This is a genomic window from Oscillospiraceae bacterium, from assembly GCA_034925865.1.
Taxonomy (GTDB): Bacteria; Bacillota; Clostridia; order Oscillospirales; family SIG627; genus SIG704.
This window is the reverse complement of record JAYFRN010000024.1, coordinates 1-22020: the sequence shown is the minus strand read 5'-3', so window position 1 is coordinate 22020 and position 22020 is coordinate 1. Positions and strand designations below refer to the sequence as shown.

General features: G+C 42.8%; 21 protein-coding genes. 7 read left to right on the top strand and 14 right to left on the bottom strand.

Annotated features, from left to right (window positions below; translation table 11 throughout):
• The first annotated feature begins 11 nt into the window (after nt 1–11).
• Genes VB118_08865 through VB118_08845 form a run of 5 tightly spaced genes read left to right on the top strand, consistent with a single transcriptional unit; the run spans nt 12 to nt 7809 of the window.
• The gene (locus VB118_08865) at nt 12–2471 is read left to right on the top strand and encodes a SpoIIE family protein phosphatase (GenBank protein ID MEA4832713.1); all 2460 of its coding nucleotides are present in this window, start codon (nt 12–14) and stop codon (nt 2469–2471) included.
• Complete coding sequence (locus VB118_08860; protein MEA4832712.1) at nt 2468–2875, top strand: ATP-binding protein; 408 nt, start codon at nt 2468–2470, stop codon at nt 2873–2875. The genes VB118_08865 and VB118_08860 overlap by 4 nt, the downstream gene beginning before the upstream one ends.
• Nucleotides 2876–2885: 10 nt before the next feature.
• Nucleotides 2886–3359: a hypothetical protein gene (locus VB118_08855; GenBank protein MEA4832711.1), complete on the top strand. Its 474-nt coding sequence runs from the start codon at nt 2886–2888 to the stop codon at nt 3357–3359.
• Nucleotides 3360–3367: 8 nt separating this feature from the next.
• Nucleotides 3368–5551, top strand: coding sequence for an NHLP family bacteriocin export ABC transporter peptidase/permease/ATPase subunit (locus VB118_08850; protein MEA4832710.1), 2184 nt, complete (start codon nt 3368–3370; stop codon nt 5549–5551).
• A 14-nt stretch (nt 5552–5565) separates the two neighbouring features.
• Entirely contained in the window at nt 5566–7809 is a 2244-nt protein-coding gene (locus VB118_08845) for an NHLP bacteriocin export ABC transporter permease/ATPase subunit (GenBank protein MEA4832709.1), read from the top strand.
• An 815-nt stretch (nt 7810–8624) separates the two neighbouring features.
• On the opposite strand, the gene rplT is transcribed toward VB118_08845, so the two are convergent.
• From rplT to VB118_08775, 14 genes are all read right to left on the bottom strand, one after another.
• Nucleotides 8625–8981 (bottom strand): 50S ribosomal protein L20, encoded by a 357-nt coding sequence (gene rplT, locus VB118_08840; protein ID MEA4832708.1) that lies wholly within the window; start codon nt 8979–8981, stop codon nt 8625–8627.
• A 27-nt stretch (nt 8982–9008) separates the two neighbouring features.
• Nucleotides 9009–9206: a 50S ribosomal protein L35 gene (gene rpmI / locus VB118_08835; protein MEA4832707.1), complete on the bottom strand. Its 198-nt coding sequence runs from the start codon at nt 9204–9206 to the stop codon at nt 9009–9011.
• A gap of 43 nt (nt 9207–9249) precedes the next feature.
• Nucleotides 9250–9747: a translation initiation factor IF-3 gene (gene infC, locus VB118_08830; GenBank protein MEA4832706.1), complete on the bottom strand. Its 498-nt coding sequence runs from the start codon at nt 9745–9747 to the stop codon at nt 9250–9252.
• A gap of 460 nt (nt 9748–10207) precedes the next feature.
• Nucleotides 10208–10534, bottom strand: coding sequence for a phosphoribosyl-ATP diphosphatase (hisE, locus tag VB118_08825; GenBank protein MEA4832705.1), 327 nt, complete (start codon nt 10532–10534; stop codon nt 10208–10210).
• Nucleotides 10531–10950 (bottom strand): phosphoribosyl-AMP cyclohydrolase, encoded by a 420-nt coding sequence (gene hisI, locus VB118_08820; GenBank protein MEA4832704.1) that lies wholly within the window; start codon nt 10948–10950, stop codon nt 10531–10533. Before hisI ends, hisE begins: the two co-directional genes overlap by 4 nt.
• The gene (hisF, locus tag VB118_08815) at nt 10947–11717 is read right to left on the bottom strand and encodes an imidazole glycerol phosphate synthase subunit HisF (protein ID MEA4832703.1); all 771 of its coding nucleotides are present in this window, start codon (nt 11715–11717) and stop codon (nt 10947–10949) included. The genes hisI and hisF overlap by 4 nt, the downstream gene beginning before the upstream one ends.
• Nucleotides 11718–11762: 45 nt before the next feature.
• Nucleotides 11763–12482: a 1-(5-phosphoribosyl)-5-[(5-phosphoribosylamino)methylideneamino]imidazole-4-carboxamide isomerase gene (gene hisA, locus VB118_08810; GenBank protein ID MEA4832702.1), complete on the bottom strand. Its 720-nt coding sequence runs from the start codon at nt 12480–12482 to the stop codon at nt 11763–11765.
• A gap of 34 nt (nt 12483–12516) precedes the next feature.
• Nucleotides 12517–13143, bottom strand: a complete 627-nt coding sequence (gene hisH, locus VB118_08805; GenBank protein MEA4832701.1) for an imidazole glycerol phosphate synthase subunit HisH — start codon at nt 13141–13143, stop codon at nt 12517–12519.
• Nucleotides 13140–13739 carry an imidazoleglycerol-phosphate dehydratase HisB gene (hisB, locus tag VB118_08800; protein ID MEA4832700.1) on the bottom strand — a complete coding sequence of 200 codons (600 nt, stop codon included), beginning with the start codon at nt 13737–13739 and terminating at the stop codon, nt 13140–13142. Before hisB ends, hisH begins: the two co-directional genes overlap by 4 nt.
• Nucleotides 13736–14827, bottom strand: a complete 1092-nt coding sequence (locus tag VB118_08795; protein ID MEA4832699.1) for a histidinol-phosphate transaminase — start codon at nt 14825–14827, stop codon at nt 13736–13738. The genes hisB and VB118_08795 overlap by 4 nt, the downstream gene beginning before the upstream one ends.
• A gap of 1 nt (nt 14828) precedes the next feature.
• Entirely contained in the window at nt 14829–16097 is a 1269-nt protein-coding gene (gene hisD / locus VB118_08790) for a histidinol dehydrogenase (protein MEA4832698.1), read from the bottom strand.
• A 24-nt stretch (nt 16098–16121) separates the two neighbouring features.
• A complete protein-coding gene (hisG, locus tag VB118_08785) occupies nt 16122–16754 on the bottom strand; it encodes an ATP phosphoribosyltransferase (protein ID MEA4832697.1) in 633 nt (210 codons plus the stop codon).
• Entirely contained in the window at nt 16751–17965 is a 1215-nt protein-coding gene (gene hisZ / locus VB118_08780) for an ATP phosphoribosyltransferase regulatory subunit (GenBank protein MEA4832696.1), read from the bottom strand. The genes hisG and hisZ overlap by 4 nt, the downstream gene beginning before the upstream one ends.
• 139 nt (nt 17966–18104) lie before the next feature.
• Nucleotides 18105–18830 carry an ATP-binding protein gene (locus tag VB118_08775; GenBank protein MEA4832695.1) on the bottom strand — a complete coding sequence of 242 codons (726 nt, stop codon included), beginning with the start codon at nt 18828–18830 and terminating at the stop codon, nt 18105–18107.
• A gap of 477 nt (nt 18831–19307) precedes the next feature.
• Here VB118_08775 and VB118_08770 point away from each other — a divergent pair, with 477 nt between their 5' ends.
• Both VB118_08770 and VB118_08765 read left to right on the top strand, forming a co-directional pair.
• Complete coding sequence (locus VB118_08770) at nt 19308–20015, top strand: DUF6591 domain-containing protein (GenBank protein ID MEA4832694.1); 708 nt, start codon at nt 19308–19310, stop codon at nt 20013–20015.
• A gap of 215 nt (nt 20016–20230) precedes the next feature.
• Nucleotides 20231–21808, top strand: a complete 1578-nt coding sequence (locus VB118_08765; GenBank protein ID MEA4832693.1) for an ADP-ribosylglycohydrolase family protein — start codon at nt 20231–20233, stop codon at nt 21806–21808.
• Nucleotides 21809–22020: the final 212 nt, after the last annotated feature.

Sequence of the window (22020 nt, the reverse complement as noted above, 5' to 3'; positions counted from 1 at the left end):
CAAAGCAGCTAATGGAGATTGACATGGCGGAAACTTTTATTAAATTGTCATTTACGGCGATAGTACCGATTATTGTTTCAATTACAATTTATTTCCTGGAAAAAAAGACAAATTTCAAAAAATTGAATTTCTGGATAAAGCAGTTAATCATAGGATCAGTGTTTGGTATAGTTGCCGTATGCGGAACCGAATTCGGAGTATCCGTCAACGGCGCGACAGTAAATGTCCGTGATGCGGCTGTGCTTTCCGCAGGGCTAATATTCGGCGCGCCCGCGGGAATTCTCGCAGGTATCATCGGGGGCGTTGAACGGTGGTTTGCGGTGCTGTGGGGCGCGGGGATTTATACAAGGCTCGCTTGTTCGATATCAACCGTCCTGGCCGGGTTTATCGGCGCGACACTCCGTAAATACATGTTTGACGACAAAAAACCGATGTGGTACTATGGTCTTGCCATCGGCACAGTGACTGAAATTCTGCATATGTTGATGATTTTTATTACCAATATGTCGGATGTGCATACTGCGTTTATCTTTGTAAAGCTCTGTTCCCTGCCGATGATTACCTTAAACGGTATTGCCGTCATGCTTGCGGTACTGGCAGTATCAATAATAGGCAAAGAAAAGATCCGTATCACACATGAACAGAAGAAAATTTCGCAGACTTTTCAACGGTGGCTGCTCGTGTGTGTTGCCGTTGCTTTTTGCGTTACCAGCATCTTTACTATTGTTCTTCAAACGCAATTCTCCCAAAACGACACAGAGAAATTGCTTGCTTTAAATATAAAAGATGTGAAAGCAGAGATTTCGGATGCATCAGATGAAAACCTTTTGGCTCTCACACATACAGTTGCGAAAGAAATACAAGTAAATAAAAATATCAACAGTGATTATTTAACTGAGCTGGCAAATAAGTATAATATTGCCGAGATTAATATTATTAATGAAAGCGGTATTATAATCGCAAGCACAAACAGTAAATTTATCAATTATGATATGGCAAGCGGAGAACAATCCGATGATTTTCTCGTACTGTTAAAAGACACGACCGAATATGTACAGAGTTATCGGCCGATTTCTTACGATAAAAGAATCTCACGGAAATATGCAGGTGTATTGTTGGACGGCGGAGGGTTCGTACAAGTCGGATATGACGCCGAAAGCTTTCATACAGATATTGACACACAAGTCATTGGCACCACCAGAAACAGACATGTCGGGTCAGAGGGTTGTATCATCATAGCAAATGAAAGTAACATTGTTGTAAGTGATCGACAAGGATACGAAGATCAGGAGCTTATATCAACCGGAATACTAATTGATACTGATACCATGGCACAGGGTGAATGTTTTACCGCGAAGGTTCACGGTGAAACGTGTTATTGTATGTATGTTGTATCCGAAGGTTATTATATCATAGCCGCAATACCGCAGAACGAAGCTAACTTCTCCCGCGATATATCGGTGTATGTGACGGTATTCATGGAAATTATTGTCTTTGCCGCCGTGTTTGTCATGATTTATTTTCTGATAAAAATACTTGTTATAGAAAACATTCAAAAAATAAACAAAAGTCTGGCTGAAATCACCGACGGTAATCTCAATGTATCGGTAAATGTACGAACCAATGAAGAATTTTCATCGCTGTCGGATGATATCAACTCAACGGTTGTCACACTCAAACGGTATATTACAGAGGCGGCGGCTCGGATCGACAAGGAACTGGAGTTTGCGAAAGCTATTCAATATTCAGCGTTACCGAATGTATTTCCGCCTTATCCGGACAGAACGGATTTTGACATTTTTGCAGAGATGATCACGGCAAAGGAAGTCGGCGGAGATTTTTATGATTTCTATATGCTTGGCAAAGACCGATTGGCTTTTCTTATTGCGGATGTATCGGGAAAAGGGATTCCGGCGGCTATGTTTATGATGACCTCGAAAACACTTATCAAAAGCCTTGCCGAAACAGGCATGGATGTAAACGAAGTTTTTACTCATACAAATGAAAAGCTCTGTGAAAACAATGATGCTGGAATGTTTGTTACAGCATGGATGGGTTTTCTTGATTTGAAAACCGGACTCGTCAGCTACGCGAACGCCGGACACAACCCGCCGCTTGTTCGTCATAAGAACGGCAGCTTTGAATATCTGAAAACCCGCGGAAGCTTTGTCCTGGCGGGAATGGAAGGAACAAAATATCATAAAAATGAGCTGCAATTAAACGAGGATGATCAGATATTTTTATATACAGACGGTGTAACGGAAGCAACTAATGCAGAAAATCAACTATATGGCGAGGAAAGGCTTTTAAAAACTTTGAATTCTCACAAAGACGAGACCGCGGAGGCTCTCTGTAAAATAATAAAAGCAGATGTTGATAAATTTGTCGGAGATGCTCCGCAGTTTGACGATATTACTATGTTATGCATCAGATACAATACAAAAATGCAGGATATGGAGCAAAGCATATGAAAGAACTTACTATCGACGCAACCGTTGATAATATCGCACAGGTTACAGCTTTTGTAGACGAGAATCTCGAAACCTTTGATTGCCCTCTAAAAGCTCAAATGCAGATTGACATAGCTATAGATGAGCTTTTCGGAAACATTGCTCAATACGCCTATAATCCCGATATAGGTCCCGCGACTGTACGTGTTGAAGTAATCGAAAACCCGCTTTCCGTTCTGATCACATTTATAGATAATGGCATACCATATGATCCGCTTATAAAAGCCGATCCGGATGTTTCACTCTCGGCGGAAGACCGCGAGATCGGCGGCCTCGGAATTTATATGGTAAAAAAGAGCATGGATGAGATATCCTACGAATATAAAAACGGTCAAAACATTCTGACCATTAAAAAAAACATTTAGGACGGTCAATATGGAAAATCAGATATTCAGAAAAAAAAGTATGGATAGGGTGTCCTCTCCGGAGCAATTAAATGATTATGTGAGAGTATCAAATCCCAGCGTTTGGATGATACTTGCGGCCGTGATTATTTTACTTGCAGGTGTTTGTATATGGGGTATTTACGGACGTCTCGATACTAAACTCACGGCGGCGGCGATCGCACAGGATAGAAACGTCACGGTTTATATCAAAGAATCGGATATGACATCCTTGACAGAAGGACAAATTATTAGAATAAATGATCAGGAATATACATTTACCGCTCTTCCCTCCTCTCCCGTTTCTGTAAACAGCGATTTTGAATCATACGCCTTACATATCGGAGACCTTCAGATCGGCGAATGGGTATATGAAGCATCGTTTTCAACCGCGCTTCCCGACGGAATTTACAAAGCAGAAATAATAATTGACAGCGTTTCACCGATCTCATTTATAATGAATTGAGGTGCGGTATGGAGAAAAAAGCAAAAATCAGACATCCCATTTCGAAGGGTGTTGCCAAGGTTCCGGTAGTAATGCAGATGGAAGCATTGGAATGCGGTGCGGCATCCCTCGCAATGATACTCGCTTATTATAGTAAATGGATTCCTCTGGAACAGGTTCGTGCTGATTGCGGCGTATCACGTGATGGCTCTAACGCAAAAAATATTCTGAAAGCAGCAAGAAATTATGGACTTACGGCAAACGGATACCGTTATGAACCTGATGATTTAAAAAGCAAAGGTAAATTTCCGTGCATTATTCATTGGAATTTTAATCACTTTGTGGTGCTTGACGGCTTCAGGGGAGACAAGGCTTATCTGAATGATCCCGCAAAAGGCAATTACAGCGTTTCAATGGAAGCCTTTGATAAGTCCTTTACCGGAATCTGTCTTATATTTGAACCGGATGAAAGCTTTGAACCGAGCGGTACACCAAAAAGTATGCTCGCTTATGCAAAGACCCGCCTGAAGGGCGCAAGCGCGGCTATTATCTTTGTGGTGCTGACCACCGCTGTCACTTCGTTAATCGGCATTATTCAACCTGTGTTTTCCCGTATATTTCTTGACCGTCTTCTGACAGGACGGAATCCCGACTGGTTTATACCATTTATCATAGGCTTATCGGCATTATCTCTCATACAAATTGTAGTTTCGTGGGTACAGACCGTATATTCGCTTCGGATCAACGGTAAACTGGCCGTGATCGGCAATACGAGTTTTATGTGGAAAATTCTGCGTATGCCTATGGCGTTTTTCTCACAGCGTATGGCAGGCGATATCCAATCGCGTAAAGAAACAAATGCGTCTGTCGCAAATAATCTGGTAAATATTTTTGCTCCGTTGGCGCTTAATTCACTCATGATGGTATTTTATCTGGTCGTAATGATACGATACAGCTATGTTATGACAATTGTGGGAGTGGTATCAGTTCTTTTGAATTTGTTTATCTCTCGCATGATTTCGCAAAAACGTGTCAATCTTACCCGTGTACAGATGCGAGATTCCGGAAAGCTTGCCGGTGCGACTGTCGCGGGGATAGAAATGATCGAAACAATAAAAGCCAGCGGCGCGGAAAACGGTTTTTTTGAAAAATGGTCAGGATATCAGGCCAGTGTTAATACGCAAAAAGTCAAATTTGCAAAGTTGAATCAATATCTCGGGATGCTTCCGAGTCTTGTTTCTTCACTGACAAACACTGCAATTCTTATGATCGGCGTGTTGCTGACGATTAAAGGTCAGTTTACAGTTGGTATGATTATGGCATTTCAGGGGTTTTTGTCGTCTTTTACTTCCCCGGCAACCACTCTAATTTCTTCAGGACAGAAGCTTCAGGAAATGCGTACGGAAATGGAACGCGTCGAGGATGTAATGGAATATCCGACCGATGTGAACTATGGTCATGACGAGATTGACGATAACATGGAATATGACAAGCTTTCCGGAGCGGTTGAAATAAAGGATATAACCTTTGGTTATTCCAAGTTTGACAAACCGTTGATAGAAAATTTTAACTTAGTGCTAAAACCCGGCAGCCGCGTAGCTTTTGTCGGTTCTTCCGGCTGCGGCAAATCCACTTTGTCAAAGCTTATTTCAGGGCTTTATCAGCCGTGGAGCGGCGAAATATTATTTGACGGAAAATCCATACCTGAAATTGACAGAAGCGTATTCACCGGTTCTCTGGCGGTTGTCGATCAGGATATCATCCTTTTCGAGGATACAATTTCAAATAATATCAAAATGTGGGATAACTCTATCGAAGATTTTGAAATGATAATGGCCGCGCGGGATGCTCAGCTCCATGAGGATATCATGCAGCGTGACGGCGGCTATAATTATAAAATCACCGAGGGGGGCAAGGATTTTTCCGGCGGTCAGAGGCAGCGGATGGAAATCGCCCGCGTTCTTGCGCAGGATCCTACAATAATAATACTAGACGAGGCTACATCGGCGCTTGATGCCAAAACCGAATATGAAGTTATAAAATCCATTAAGGACAGAGGCATCACATGCATTGTGGTTGCGCATCGGCTTTCAACTATCCGTGATTGTGATGAAATAATTGTACTTGATCATGGCGAAGTCATCGAGCGCGGTACACATGACGAATTATATGCGAAAAACGGCATGTATACACAGCTTGTATCGAATGAGTGAGGGGGACATAATACATGGGATGGTTTAATGAACAGATAAAGCAAAGAAAAGAAAACGATAACAGTGTTTTTTCTGATTCCTTTATCGGAATTGCCGACGCAGTCATGGGAACAAAAATATCAGCGGCGCTTGGTGATAACTGCAAGATAACAAAAAACGCTATTGACGAAATCTTGAAGTATTATAATGTCAAGACACATGAGATTCCCGATACGATTCGGGATATGAATGATCAACTTGAATATCTGATGCGTCCTTACGGCATAATGCGCCGTACGGTAAATCTTGAAAATGGCTGGTATAAGGACGCAATAGGCGGGATGCTCGCAATACTCAAATCTGACAGAAGCGTAGTCGCGCTGATACCGACGGGCTTATCAGGTTACAGCTTTTTTGAAACAGGCAGCGGCAAACGAGTTAAAATCAATCATAAAAACGAGAATTTGTTCGAATCCGAAGCAATAGCATTTTATAAACCATTTCCATTAAAAAAGATAAATGTTTCGGTACTGATGAAATATATTGTCAACACGCTGTCGATTTCAGATTTCGTTCTGTTCGGTTTCGCAACACTTGCAATAATACTTATCGGTTTGTTATCGCCAAAGCTGAACAACCTTATATTTTCTGATGTAATCGGAAGCGGAAGTATGAGACTGTTCTTTGCTATTACCGCCTTTATGATTTGTGTTTCATTCAGCACTTTGCTTATAAATTCAGTCAAGTCGCTTCTCATGACGCGAATCAACACCAAAATGGACATTTCGGTACAGGCGGCGGTTATGGCACGAATACTGTCACTGCCCGCCGGCTTTTTCAAAAATTACAGTTCCGGCGAGCTTTCCCGTCGTGCACAGTATATAAACACATTATGCAATATGTTGTTCTCTACATTTTTATCCACAGGGCTTACATCCTTATTCTCTCTTATCTATATATCGCAGATTTTTATATATGCTCCGGCTCTGGTGGTTCCGGCACTCGTAATTATTCTAATATCTGTAGTATTCTCCATAATTTCTGCATTTGTACAGATGAAAATCAGTAAAAAGTCGATGGAACTCAACGCAAAAGAAAGCGGCATGAGTTATGCACTTATTACCGGTGTACAAAAAATTAAGCTTTCCGGTGCGGAAAAAAGAGCTTTTGCAAAATGGGGAAATCTCTACGCGCAGGGAACGCAGCTTTCATATAATCCGCCGACATTCATTAAAATAAACAGCGTTATCAACACTGCTATTTCGCTTATAGGAAGCATTGTAATGTATTACACCGCAGTTAAAAGCCATGTATCGGTTGCAGATTATTATGCTTTCAATACTGCCTACGGCATGATATCCGGAGCGTTCCTCGCGCTCGCATCTATTGCGCTTACGGCAGCGCAGTTCAAGCCGATTATTGAAATGGCAAAGCCGATCATGGACGCTGTTCCTGAGGTATCAGAAGGAAAGCAGGTGGTGACAAAGCTTTCAGGCGGTATTGAACTGAGTAATATTTCTTTCCGCTACAGCGAAAATATGCCGCTTGTTGTCAATGATCTTTCACTCAAGATTCGTCCCGGTCAGTATGTCGCAATCGTAGGCGCGACCGGCTGCGGCAAATCCACGCTGATGCGCCTGATGCTTGGCTTTGAGACACCGCAAAAAGGAGCGGTATACTATGACGGTAAAGATCTAAACTCTATTGATCTTAAATCGCTGCGACGCATGGTTGGCGTTGTTATGCAAAACGGAAAGCTCTTTTCAGGCGATATCTATTCAAACATTACCATTTCCGCTCCATGGCTTAAAATGGACGAAGCGTGGAAAGCGGCGGAATTATCCGGCATTGCCGATGATATACGCAGAATGCCTATGGGAATGAACACAATAATTTCAGAAGGCTCAGGCGGCATATCAGGCGGACAAAGGCAGAGGCTGATGATTGCGCGTGCGATTGCTCCAAAACCAAAAATACTGATGTTTGACGAGGCGACATCGGCACTTGATAATTTAACTCAAAAGAAAGTATCAGAGTCGCTGAATAACTTGAAATGTACAAGAATTGTAATCGCTCACCGGCTTTCTACTATAAAGCAGTGTGACCGTATCATTTATCTGGAAAAAGGCCGGATTGCCGAAGACGGTACATATGATGACCTTATCCGAAAGAACGGTAAGTTTGCGGAGCTTGTCGCAAGACAGCGGCTTGATACTCAGGATAATCATGATAATCAAAATATGACGGATATTCCGGAACCTAAGAAAGCCATGGCATAAAGTATGAAAACGAATAAAGCACGCTTGACCGGCGTGCTTTATTCGTTAAATATAAAGTAACAGAAAGAAAATCCCATTTACCAGAGCTTTTTCTTTATGCGGGCATTATTATTGCCGAGTAAATAATAAGTCAGAAAAAAGAAGAGATCTGTATCTATTTACGCTTTTTAATTGATATCGATATAAGTAATATAATAGTCATTATGGCTGCCACAGCAGCTGCAATAAATGCCAAAACGCGACGGCTATATACTGATGTTATAAAAATTGCAGTTGGTCCGTCCGCTCCTCCGATAATTCCTAAGTTCATTTATCATCATATATTATTCTCATCCTTATTTTGAATAATATTGTTTTCCTCCGTTTTTACAAGATTTAAGAACTGTAAAAGTATTATTATCTGCTCTAAAATTTAGAGTTAGTGTAAAGTCGCTTGTATGAATATTAGACTGCTGCCCATTTATTTTCATACAAGATGGCACGAAAATCAATATCGTTCGATTACCATATTCTCTCACAGTCGATATTGGATTTAATACTGACTTCATCTACAATTTATATTATATAATGATATTTTTTATTTGTAAAGGCATTGTTGCCAATTCATATATATTTTTTATATTATTAGAACGGTAATCCTTATTGATGCGGTTATTATTTTTATTGCCAAGTCAATAATATATTTATCTGTTACACAACGCAATCATTACGAATGGCCCATATAGTAAAATCAAAATAAAAGAAAAAACGGAGCACTGCGATTGTTCGCGGCTCCGTTTAATAATGTATATTTTGTTTTAAAGCAATAGAATTTATTACGCCTTTGCCGCCTTTGATTTAACGCAGAGAGCAGCGAAGGTGTCCTTGTCGTTAACTGCGAGCTCGGCAAGCATCTTTCTGTTGAGGTCGATGCCGGCAAGCTTTAATCCATGCATCAGGGTAGAATAATTCATTCCGTTTACTTTAGCCTGAGCGGAAATTCTCGTGATCCAAAGAGCGCGGAAATCTCTCTTTTTCTGCTTTCTGCCGGTAAATGCATAGTTGCCGCTCTTCATTATGGCCTGTTTGGCCATTTTAAAGTGTTTACTCTTAGCGCCCCAATATCCTTTTGCGAGCTTTAAAGTTTTATTTCTTCTTTTGCGCGTCATCATCGCGCCTTTTACTCTTGCCATTTTATATTACCTTCCTGTTATTCGATATTATGCGTACGGGATAATTTTTTTGATTGTAGCCGCGTTCGTGCTGCTGATATATCCCGCCTTACGGAGGGCTCTCTTGCGTTTTGTTGACATTTTGCCAAGCTTATGGCGTCTTCCCTGATGGCTCAGTTTAACTTTGCCGCTTTTAGTTACGGTAAATCTTTTCGCTGTTGCCTTATGCGATTTGATCTTGCCCATATGATTCATACTCCTTAAATATTTAACTCTTTGCTGACGCTGATTATACTTTTTGCTTCGGTGCGACTATCATGGTCATATATCGCCCGTCCAGCGAAGGCTGTTTTTCAACTGCGCCATATTCCGCACACGCCTCTTGTACGTTTTTCAATACATCAAAGCCGATATCCGTGTGGTGCATTTCCCGTCCGGAAAACACAACGGTAAATTTCACCTTGTCTCCGTCGCCCAAGAATCGTTTCGCATGGTTAATTTTAGTATCAAAGTCATGCTGACCGATGCGACAGGTCATCTTGACTTCTTTTATGTCTACGATTATTTGCTTCTTGCGAGATTCTTTTTCTTTCTTCTCGCTTTCAAAGCAGAATTTTCCATAGTCCATTATTTTGCATACGGGCGGCTTTGCGGTGGGAGCAATTTCGACAAGGTCAAAGCCTTTGTCATATGCCTGCCTCAATGCCTCTTTTGCGGAAACGATGCCGAGCTGTTCACCCTCCGGTCCGACAAGACGAACCTGAGCGGTTTTGATTTGTTCGTTTATTGCGTGATCTCTAGCGCCGATGTTAAAACACCCCCAAAAATAAAAAAATATTGCGCGAGGAGATCCTCCGCAATAAACACTTGCTATCCTATGACCGATACTGCAATAAATTGCTATTATCAGATCGGATAAAAAGCATTATTTACCCGTATACTTATCAGGCATGACGCCGATACAGGTGAGAACGAAGGTTCCTCTTTTTTGTTTTATAATACTTATTTAAGTATAGCACGATTGCATAGTTCTGTCAATAGTAATTTCAATTATTTCAAAAATTCTTTTGCTGTAATTCTCGCGAAAATTTTCAGAGTAATCACGAATATTTTTAATAAATTTAAAAGTGACTGCTGAAGTGTAGATGATAAAAGGTACAGAAAGCAGAAACACGGATGAATGATATAAAAATGATCAATTCCATCTCGTTTAAATTTTCTGCCGCTACTTCACTAAATATTGTTACTCAGGTGTTTTTATCAACGGCTTTCATCTTTTTTAAATTGCCGATTTTCGCGCTTCGTTCATCAAGCTCTCCGAGCACTTCGGTCAGCGGAAGTCCGCGTTCGACCATAAGCACCATGAGATGATATATAAGATCACATAATTCGTTTTTCAATTCCTCATTGCTGCCGTTTTTTGCGGCAATAATCGTTTCTGCCGTTTCTTCCCCGACCTTTTTAAGTATTTTGTCCAGTCCTTTGTCGAATAAATAGCAGGTATACGATCCTTCCTCGGGATTTGTCTTCCTATTTTCAACAACGGAATAAAGCGATGTGAGAGTATCTTTCATAAATTTTCATCCTCCGATTTGTATAGTATGTTGAAAAAGCAGCTTTTTTCACCGGTGTGACACGCAGGGCCAATCTGCTTCACTGTGATAAGCAGCGTATCGAAGTCACAGTCATATCGTATTTCACGCACATATTGAAAGTGTCCGGATGTTTCGCCCTTGTTCCAGAGCTTTGAACGCGAGCGGCTGTAAAACCATGTTTTTCCTGTTTCAAGCGTCTTTTTCAATGATTCTTCGTTCATATAAGCGAGCATCAGAATATCACCGGTGCTTTGCTCGCGGATTATCGCCGGTATAAGCTCTGACTTAATGAAAAGCTTTGAAAGCCCGGCGCCTTTATCAATATATGCGTCCGGAATTGATTCTTCATTTTCATTTTTATTTTTATTTTCATTTTCATTCGTATTCTTATTCATATTCTTACAGGAACCCCCTTTTCATTCAAATAGTTTTTAACCTCGGCTATGGTCAGCTCCCTGTAGTGAAACAAAGTCGCGGCGAGAGCGGCAGAAGCCCGCGTCTTTAAAAAAACGTCATAAAAATGGCTGCAAGAACCGCCGCCGCCGGAAGCTATTACAGGAATTTTTACCTTTTCCGAAATAATGGCGGTCAGCGGTATGTCAAATCCGTCCTTCGTCCCATCTGTATCCATGGAAGTGAGAAGTATTTCTCCTGCGCCGAGAGCTTCGACCTCGCAAGCCCATTCTATGGCGTCAAGCTCCGTTTCGATTCGCCCGCCGTTTATAAAAACGCGGTATGATGTTTCTCCACCGGGAAGCGTGACACGCTTTGCGTCTATTGCGGCGACTACGCATTGACTTCCGAATTTGTCAGCGGCACGGGATATGACCGCTTTGTCGAGCACGGCCGCCGAATTAACTGCGACCTTGTCCGCTCCGGCTCGTAGAATTTCCTTGAAATCGTCTACTGTCCGGATTCCTCCTCCTACGGTCAGAGGCATAAAAATTTCGCGTGCGGTGCGCTCCACCACATTGACAATCGTTCTGCGCATATCGCTTGAGGCTGTTATATCGAGAAAGACAAGCTCGTCTGCACCCTGAGTGTTATAATAGCGCGCTGTTTCAACAGGATCTCCGGCGTCGCGCAGATTCACGAAATTGACGCCCTTAACTACTCTGCCGTCTTTTACGTCAAGGCAAGGAATAATTCTCTTGGTAAGCATTGTTTATCCTTTCATTCGGCCATCCGCTGCTGCAACCGGGTTTTCTTATTTTGACATAGCTATAGCTTCTTCAAGCGACAGCGTACCGCTGTAAAGAGATTTTCCGCATATTGCGCCATACAGTCCGAGTTTTTTCAATTCGAGAATATCGGATATGTCGCGGATCCCTCCGCTGGCGGTGATTTTTATTTTTACCGCTTCGGACAGAGCCTTAAGCCCGTTCAAATCAGGACCAAGCAGCGTTCCGTCACGGTTAATGTCGGTGTATATGATATTGCCGACTCCGGCCTGTTCCATAAGCCGAGCAAGAGTTATATAGTCTGTTGTCGATTCCTTTGCCCAGCCGTTAATTTTCACATATCCGTCTTTCGCGTCGATTCCGACGGCAATCCTGTCTCCGTAAATACCCGCGGCGCGTTTTACAAATTCAGGATTGGTGAGAGCGGCGGAGCCGAGAATTATTCTTTTTATATTTACATCGGATTCGGCGTACAGACGTACGGAATCAAAATCACGTATGCCGCCTCCCACCTCCACAGGCACATTATTGCGCCGGGCCGTTTCAATAATAACTGCGTTGTTTTCCGGTTTACCGCTTTTCGCACCGTCCAGATCGACCATATGAATATATTCAGCCCCGCGTGATACGAAGTTATCCGCTGCCGAAAATATATCCATGGCCACCCGGTGCGCAGTTCCGTATTCTCCTTTTAATAGGCGTACGCATTCTCCGCCGAGTATATCGATTGCCGGTAATATTATCATTCTATATCTTCCCATACATGTAATTTCGTAAATTTTATACCGATTTGAAAAAGCTCCGCAGTATCTCAAGCCCTACTTCCTCACTCTTTTCAGGGTGAAACTGAGTACCGTATACAGCTTTGTTTTGTACAACCGCGGATATAATTTCGCCGTATTCCGTATAGGCGACAAGGTTGTCTTTGCCCGCACAGGCTTTGTAAGAATGCACGAAATATACAAATGAGCCGTCCGCGACATTTTGTAAAAGCGGACATCCAGCGGAGTTTGGCGTTATAACGAGCTTGTTCCAGCCCATGTGCGGAATTCTGAAATCAACGCTTTTTTCATTCGCGGCGAGCTTTATGACGCCGCCTTTTATCAGCCCGAGCCCCCGGTGATATCCGAATTCTTGGCTGTATTCAAACAACAGCTGCATTCCGAGGCATATACCAAGCAAGGGCTTTTTCTCCGCCTGTGATACGATGAAGCTGTCAAGCCCCGTATCTGACAGTATCTTTGAAGCGTCACCGAACGCGCCGACACCCGGGAGAATTAATGCGGATGACTTTTCCAGCTCATTCTTATCAGATGATACGAATACCGGTACGCCGATAAATTCCAAGGCGTTTATCACACTGTGGAGATTTCCCATTCCGTAATCTATAACACCTATGGTTTTCATAAAACACCCTTAGCTGACAGTATGCCGGCGGCACCCAAATTACACGCTTGTTTTATCGCGCGGGCGGCGGCTTTGTATAAAGCTTCGATGCAATGATGCGCATTCGAGCCATATTGCAGACGCAGATGCAGCGTCAGCTTTGCGTTGAACGCAAACGCGCGGAAGAATTCCTCAGAAATCTCCGTATCGTAACCGCCGACAGAATGAGCCTTTATATAACCGCCGTCATCAAAAACGAGAAACGGCCTTCCCGATATGTCGGCGGCACAAAACGCGAGCGCTTCGTCCATAGGCACAAACGCGTTTCCAAAGCGAGCTATACCGGATCTGTCATCCAGAAGCATATCAAAAAGCGATCCAAGCACTATTCCCGTATCCTCCACCGTGTGATGACAATCGACGAACGTGTCTCCTTCTATCGTCGCAATAAATTCGAATCCGCCATGAACACAGAAGGAATTGAGCATATGATCAAAGAATCCAATACCGGATGTGCCTTCAAATTTACCTTTTCCGGAATCCGATATCCCGAGAGAGGCGGATATCCGCGTTTCACGCGTGTTTCTTTCAAGCCTTACCGGAGACGATTGTATCATTTTTTTGATCCCGTCCTTTCATTGTTATTCAGTCCGATTTTGCGCAGCGCCGAAAGAAGCTCTCTGTTCTCTTCCGGTGAGCCGCATGTTATCCTTAATCTGGGCGAATCGCCTCCGAAATACCGCACGGCTATGCCCGCGTCCGCAAGCCCGTTAAATATTTTCGCCGCCCGAGGAGTATCTATAACAACAAAGTTTGTCTCTGTTTTCAATTGATTCGCGTCAAGCGCGGGACAGAGCTTTTCAATTTCTGAGGACAATAAAAACTTTTCTTTCGAAATAGCCATATATCCCGCTTTTAGCTCTCCGTATCCGTCGGTGAGAATGATGCGTGCGATTTCCTGTGAAAGCGAATTGACGTTATACGGGCTTTTTATCTTTTTCAAGGTATCGGCAAACAGCTTGTTGGTAACGGCAAATCCGACCCTGAGTGATGCTATGCCGAATGCTTTTGACATTGTCTTAAGCACTATGAGATTGTCAAATTTGCTCACACGATCAAGAAGCGATTCGTTTTTTGATGAAAATTCCATATATGCTTCATCGCATACGACAATACAGCCGCATTCAGACGCGAGAGCGGCAATTTCCCCGGCGTTTTCAAGCTGTCCGGTCGGATTACAGGGATTAGAGAACATAATCAGCTTTATGTTTTCACGCCTGATCAGTCCGTACAGCTCGTCATAATCAATCCTGTCGTATTTTTTTTCGTATCTGATCACACGGCGCCCCAGTACTTCGGGATAAAATGAATACATTGAAAAATCCGGCATGGCCGTCAATACGGCATCGTCATATTTTGTAAAGCTCTGAAACACCAGTGAAATAAGCTCATCCGAACCGTTGCCCGCGGTGACAAGCGATTTATCCACATTGAATCTGTCGGCAAAAGCCGATATCAACGCTTCAGAACCGGGATCCGGATAACGGTTGAACATTATTCCGCCGACTGCTGATTCTATTTTCTTTTTCAACCCGCCAGAAAGCGGGAATGGTGATTCGTTTGCGTCGAGCCTGATGCGGAACACTCCGGAATTTGGTTTATATTCCTCCATGCTCCGGATATTTTCCGGTATATATTGTGTCATATCAGCCTCCGAATCTGATTTTAACGGCATTCGCGTGAGCTCCGAGCCCCTCGTATTCGGCGAAACGGACTATGTCGTCATGCGCAACGGTCAGCGCCTGTTTTGACGCGTATAAAAAGCTCTGTCGCTTTATGAAGCTGTCCACCCCGAGTGGAGATGAAAAACGCGCCGTGCCGTTTGTCGGCAGCACATGATTTGGTCCGGCACAGTAATCACCGAACGGCTCGGGTGAATATTGACCAAGAAAAACAGAACCCGCGTTATGAATGTTTTCATAATCTGAAAACGGATTTTCAGTACATATTTCCAGATGCTCAGGAGCGACGGCATCGGATATCCGGCATGCCTCGGTTATATTTTTACATATGAGCGCTGAGCCATAGGAATTTATCGAACGTGCGGCAATATCGCGGCGTGAAAGCTTCTCAAGCTGTGCTTCCAATGCGGCGCAAACCTCTTCTACGAGCTTTTCGGAATCCGTAAGTAAAACGGATGCCGCCATAGGATCATGCTCCGCCTGGCTCAACAGATCGGCGGCGACATATTCCGGAACGGCTGTACCGTCCGCGATCACAAGCACTTCGCTCGGACCTGCTATCATATCGATATCCACCGTTCCGAACACAAGACGTTTTGCCGTCGCGACATACAGGTTTCCCGGACCCACAATTTTATCAACACGCTTTACACTTTCGGTTCCGTATGCAAGAGCGGCAATTGCCTGAGCTCCGCCAGCGCAGAGGATGTCTTTAATTCCGCATATTTTTGCCGCGGCAATTACAGCCGGGTTTATTCCGACAGCCTTCGGCGGGGTCGCAATAACTATATCGCGGACTCCGGCGACCGAAGCCGGTATGGCATTCATCAGCACGGTTGACGGATATGACGCGGTGCCGCCCGGCACATACAGCGCCACACGACCGAGCGGAAGAATCCGCTGTCCGATGAGCTTTCCGTCCCTGAATTCGGAAAAGCCGACCCGCTTTTGCTTTTCATGAAAAAATTTAATATTTTCAGCCGCCCTCTCCAATACTCCGTAAAATCCTTCCGGAAGCATATTAAGCGCTTCATCCTTTTCTTCTTCGGAAAGAAACAGCGATGATCTCTTTATTCCGTCGAATTTAAACGAATATTCGCTCAGAGCCGTGTCTCCGCCGCGCCTTATGTTTTCAATTATTTCTGAAACAGATGAAACAGCCGAATCAGATTCGGCGGTGCGCAGAGCAAGCCTGTCAAAAAGCTCATTTTCATTTCCGCATATCTTTAACATTGAATATCACTCCAAATAATTAACTTATTTATTTTCTCCGACAACCGCGGAAACACGGGAGACAAGAGAGTCAATTTCCGCTTTTTTAAGCTTTATGCTCGCGGTGTTTACCGCAAGCCGTGCCGAAACCGGCGCAATTTCTTCATATACCTCGAGTCCGTTTTCTCTCAGCGTTTTTCCAGTTTCAACTATATCGACTATAGCGTCGGAAAGCTTCAGAATAGGAGCAAGTTCGACACTTCCTTCGATTTTAACAATCTCAACGTTCATACCCTTCTCTGCGAAATACGCTTTCGCGACATTGGGATATTTGGTTGCTATTTTTTTATGCTCGTATCCTTCATAGAAATTATGCCCCTTCAGACCTGCCAGAGCAAAATGGCATTTTCCGAAGCCGAGATCCATCAACTCATATAAAGGCTTGTTATATTCCATTATCGTGTCTTCGCCGACTATGCCCACATCGCACGCACCGTGCTCTAAATATGTCAGCACGTCTGCCGCCTTCGCCAGAACCACCTCAACATGCTCATCCCCGAGTGTAAAAAGCAGCCGGCGACCCTTTGAACGAAGCTGTGAAACGTCATAACCGGCCTTTTCAAACAGATCAACCGCCTGTTCCTCTATACGTCCCTTTGTAAGCGCGACTCTTATCATAAATAACTTACCTTTCCCCCGGATATGACGGCAACATCTGGTATTCCGTTAAGCAATGCGTATTCGGCTGTCGATTTTACATCGTCAAATTTTGAATATTCCGGATGTCTGCCCTCCGATGTCAATTTTTCAAAAAGCTTTTTGGCTTCGAAAAAGCCAGAGGCGTCAAAATGTAATATCACATCGCATGGCGCATATTTCGGCGTTCTGCCTAGCTTTTTCATGGCATCCGCGACAAGGCATACATTTACAGCAAAGCCGGTAGCGCACAGATCTCGGTCGAAATTTTTTATAAAGCCGTCATATCTGCCACCGCGCAATACCGCTTCCGCGGCGCCCTCGACATATCCGCGGAAAACAATTCCGCTGTAATAATCTATCTCGTGGACGATTCCGAAATCAAGCAGTATATTATCGGCATATCCTGCGGCACAAAGAATATCGTACATGTCTCTCGCATAATCAATCGCTGATACAGCTTTTATATTATCTCCGGCAACAGCGGCAGCCTCTTCGAACACTTCGGACGTGCCAAACAAAAGCGGAATCCGCTTAATTATTTCATACGTGCTTTTCAGCTTTTCATCAGCTGTAAAATTAAGTGAAACAAAATTTTTTCTTTCGACATATTTTCTGATTACTCTTTTTTCTTCTTCGGAAAGAGCAAGATTTTCGACAAGTGCGTTATACAATCCGACATGTCCTATTTCAAGCTTATAATCAAGTCCGAGAGAAGCAAGAGCATCAAGCGCGGTCGAAATGCATAAAAGGTCGGCTTTCATTCCGCTTTCACCGATTATCTCCACGCCGCTTTGGAGCATTTCGCTGCGTCGGCCGGTATAATCAGAGTTTGCGCGGAAGATGCTTTGAGAATAGCACAGCCTCTGCGGACTGATTTCGGCGGCCGAGGCAAGTTTTGTGGCGGCAACACGCGCTATCGGTGTCGTGTTGTCGGCTCTCAGCACAACGAGATTTCCATTGTTTTCGGTGAATTTATACATGCTTTCGCTTGCGATATGGCATGCCGCGCCGAACGCATCATAATATTCGATTGACGGTGTGATAATCCTTTTGTATCCGCTTTTTTCATACAGAGCGGAAAGCCCTCCTGTTATTCCGTCGTAAAGCAAAGCTTCGTCATAAACAATATCTCTCATGCCGTCGGGGAGTAAAAGAAGCTTGCTTTTTGCGTTTATATTATTATCAGACATATATCATAATCCGTTTCTAAATTACTTCATTGATTCATTGCTTTATCGCTTTATCTTGATAAAGTACTCATATATAATATATGATTTTTTGCTTTCTGTCAATAGCATTGTACACAATATTTATATCATATTATTGAGATTATTCGTGATATCCGTTAATTCCGGATTTTTTAATCGCTCCGAATATTTTTACTTTCACTGACGACATTCCGGGAACGGATTCTGACAACAGGTTTAAAGCGCGTTTTACATCCTCGCGTGAGGTTTTTTTATCTGCCGGGCAGGGACTTTTCATAACAGGAACAGAATATTTATTGATATACCCATTGAGCTTTTTTTCCTGTACATAAATAAGAGGACGGATTACTGTGACTCCGCTGCGGTCGAGAAACGTCACCGGCTGGAATGTCTCTATTTTACCTATATATAAAAGATTCAATAAAAACGTGTCGACTATATCGTCCATATGATGACCAAGCGCCAGCTTATTCGCTCCGGACGCTTTACATGCGTTGACAAGCGCGCCGCGTCTCATATTAGAGCATAACGCACACGGGTTATGTTCTTTTCTCACATCAAAAATAAGCTTTCCGAGTTCAGTTTTAATTATGCTGTGTTCGACGCCGATTTCGGCACAGTATTTATTCACGGCTTCAAAATCGGTGTTTTCAAATCCCATATCGATCGTGGCGGCACAGATCGTGAATTTCTTAGGATAAAAATCCGATAAAGCACGCAATGCTCTGACAAGAGCAAGCGAATCCTTGCCACCCGATACTCCCACGAGAATGCGATCACCGTCGGAGATCATATCATAATCCTGTACAGCACGGCGTACATAGCTCAATAATTGCTGAAATTCCATATTATACCCTGTAAAATATTTGATTGAATTGTCAATATTCTAACACTTGCTCATATATTTGTCAATTATTGTGAGAAGAAGCGTGCGTTTGGTAACTTAAGGTAACCCGCAGCCGAGCTTCTTCCTTTTTTATCATAAACCGAATAATATATATTTTTGAGTTAACGATATCTTACTGTAAAAGAATGAGCGGTAAGGAGCCAATTCATATATCTGGAAACATATAGCTGATGCATATAGTAAATTAAAATAGCGGAAATAATTCGTTTCTCGTTATATGAAGTAAGAAAGCCCAGAAAGCAGCTCTTTTCGCCTTTTCAAAAAACTTCACATTAAATATTAAAATTGTCTGCAAATACATAAATATTTTTTATATTATGCTGATTTTTCTTCTTGTTTATGGTAAAATAAACTTATCAGGGCTTGATGCATGCGCCGATCTTAGAATTCATACTATTCTGTTAAGGGGATATACTCATGAAAAAAATCATTTGTTTGTTTTTTGCTGCGGCTGTTTCTCTTTCCATGGTATCCTGTGGAATTCTTGACAAGATCGGAGATATTGGCGGTATTTTCGGCAAAAAAAGCACTGCCGCGCAAAGCACCGGCTCTGTATCACAATGCGTATCAATATTTGATACCGCAAATGGCGAGGTTGATTTCAAATCGGTATTCGCAGGCAGCATAGCAACAAAGCTTTCTTCTCTTTCTGACAATGATAAGCAAAAAATCATTGATGAAGGCAAAAAAGAAGGGGTCAATGTTATATTCAACAGCAATGGATCCACCGTTTTCATAAGCGAAAACGGTGATGAAGCCACACAGAATGCCGATGGATCATGGACTGAAAAAAATGGCGATGGCTCGATCAGCCAAATCGGTGGCGCATGGCCGTCCAACAACCTCACAAAGTTGCTTCCGAAACCCGATTTCGGCACTCTTACCGCCGCTAATACTTCGAGTGCAGAATTTACCGCCACATACACAGGTGTAAGCCTTGATGACGCCAAAGCCTACGTTGAAAAAATCAAATCCAAGGGCTTTACAAGCGAACAGAAGCTCACCGACCAAAAACTGTTTGGTGTAACCGTTTATCTTTATGAGGCGACCGATTCTTCAAGCAGTTTGATATCTGTCGGATTAACCTCAGGTATTTTTGTAATATCGTTAAATAAAGCTAAATGATTCCCATCCTCCGGTATATGCAACCTGCGGTTGCGTATCAGCATCCTCTGGTTGGTTGATTTATGATATTGTCAAGGCTATAATGATCATACTATTATTAAAATGGTATTTATATAACCATGTTTTATAAAAAAGGAGAGCCAATACACCAGGGCCTTATCTCTATTTAATTGGTAATTAAAATACAATGTTAATAAATTAATGCTGGAGGATATATGACATCCGAATCTATATTTTCATCGCTTAGAAAATCAGCTAACATGACGCAGGATCAATTCGCCGAAACCTTCGGCGTTTCTCGCCAGGCTGTGCAGAAATGGGAATCAGGCGCTTCTCTGCCCGATATTGAAAAAATGAAAGCCATAGCAAAACGTTTCAATATAACTATTGATACTATAATATATGGTAAAAACCGCGAGGAGCATTGTACTGAACGTGATTTTATACCGGATTTCAGTTCGCTTTCCGAGTGGGAATCGTATCAGGAGCTTCTCGATATAGAATACACTCAGTGTCTTGAAGAGGGCAGAGACATATTGAAATACGCTGATCTCATGAAAGCTGTATCCGCCATGAATCCGTCCAAAGAAAAGGCCGCATTATCAAATATCATTTTTTCCTTAACACAACAGGCTCCCGTTTCAGACGAATTTTTATACAATGAACCGTCTTCTCTCGAAAAAATTCGTTTGCTGTGTGCCCGAGACTTATCTCAAATTCCCTCTGTTGCCGATAAAACGGATTTACGAAGAAAAATTAAAGGAGCATGGCTTGGACGTATATGCGGCTGTCTCGCCGGAAAATGCGTTGAGGGCTTTAAAACAGACGAACTCATATCAATGCTGAAGAGATCCGGAAATTATCCTATGCAAAGATACGTAAAATCCACTGATATTTCACCAGAAGAATATGAAAGACATGGCTTTAAAAACCGTCCGAATTGCTTTTACGACAATATAAACGTGGCTCCTGTCGATGATGATACAAATTATACCGTTCTTGCCTCGGAGCTAATCAAATCAAAGGGACGTAGCTTTTCACCGCGTGATGTGGCGGCATTTTGGATCGAACGTCAATCAAGAAATTCATATTGTACGGCGGAACGCATTGCTTTCCGAAATTTTATAAACGGCTATATGCCGCCTGATTCCGCATCTTATAAGAATCCATGCCGCGAATGGATAGGAGCGCAGATAAGAGGAGATTATTTCGGTTATATTAATCCGGGAGATCCGCAGAACGCCTCTGATATGGCTTGGCGCGACGCCAGTATATCTCATGTTAAAAACGGTATTTATGGCGAGATGTTCGTGGCGGCTTCAATTGCCGGCGCGGCTGTATATGATGACATTAAGGATGTTATACGGTGTGGTTTGTCTCAGATTCCATCGACATCCAGGTTATACGCTCGATTAAATGAGATATTGTGCGCATATGAAAACGGCATGAGCGTCGACGAAAGATTTACGGATATTGCAAATCGATATGACAATTATAAAATGCATGACTGGTGTCATACGATATCAAATGCAGAAATCGTGGTTTCATCGCTTTTATACGGCGGAGGCGATTACGGTAAAACAGTGTGTTTGGCAGTTCAGCAAGGCTTTGACACTGACTGCAACGGCGCCACTGCAGGGTCGATATTAGGTATGCTTAAGGGATGCGACGCGATTCCGGATGTATGGACAAAGCCGATAGGCGGAAAGCTTAAAACGACGATTTTCGGTGTTGATATTGTTGATATAGAAAGCATAGTCGAGCTTACATTGAGCCATATAGAGAATAAATAAAGAATTCATAGCATGCAGAAAACCGGCGCCCAAACGGACGCCGGTTTTCACAGTTTATGCAGAGCAATTGCTACTTAATGCCCGCTGAACAAAAGAAAATATACAGCAAGGCAAGACAAATCGCAAGAATTATGGTATAATAAGTGCAAGGAAAATGGCCGAAACATGTTAAAAAGCTTGCACTTGGGGGCGACGAGATGTATAAATACAGC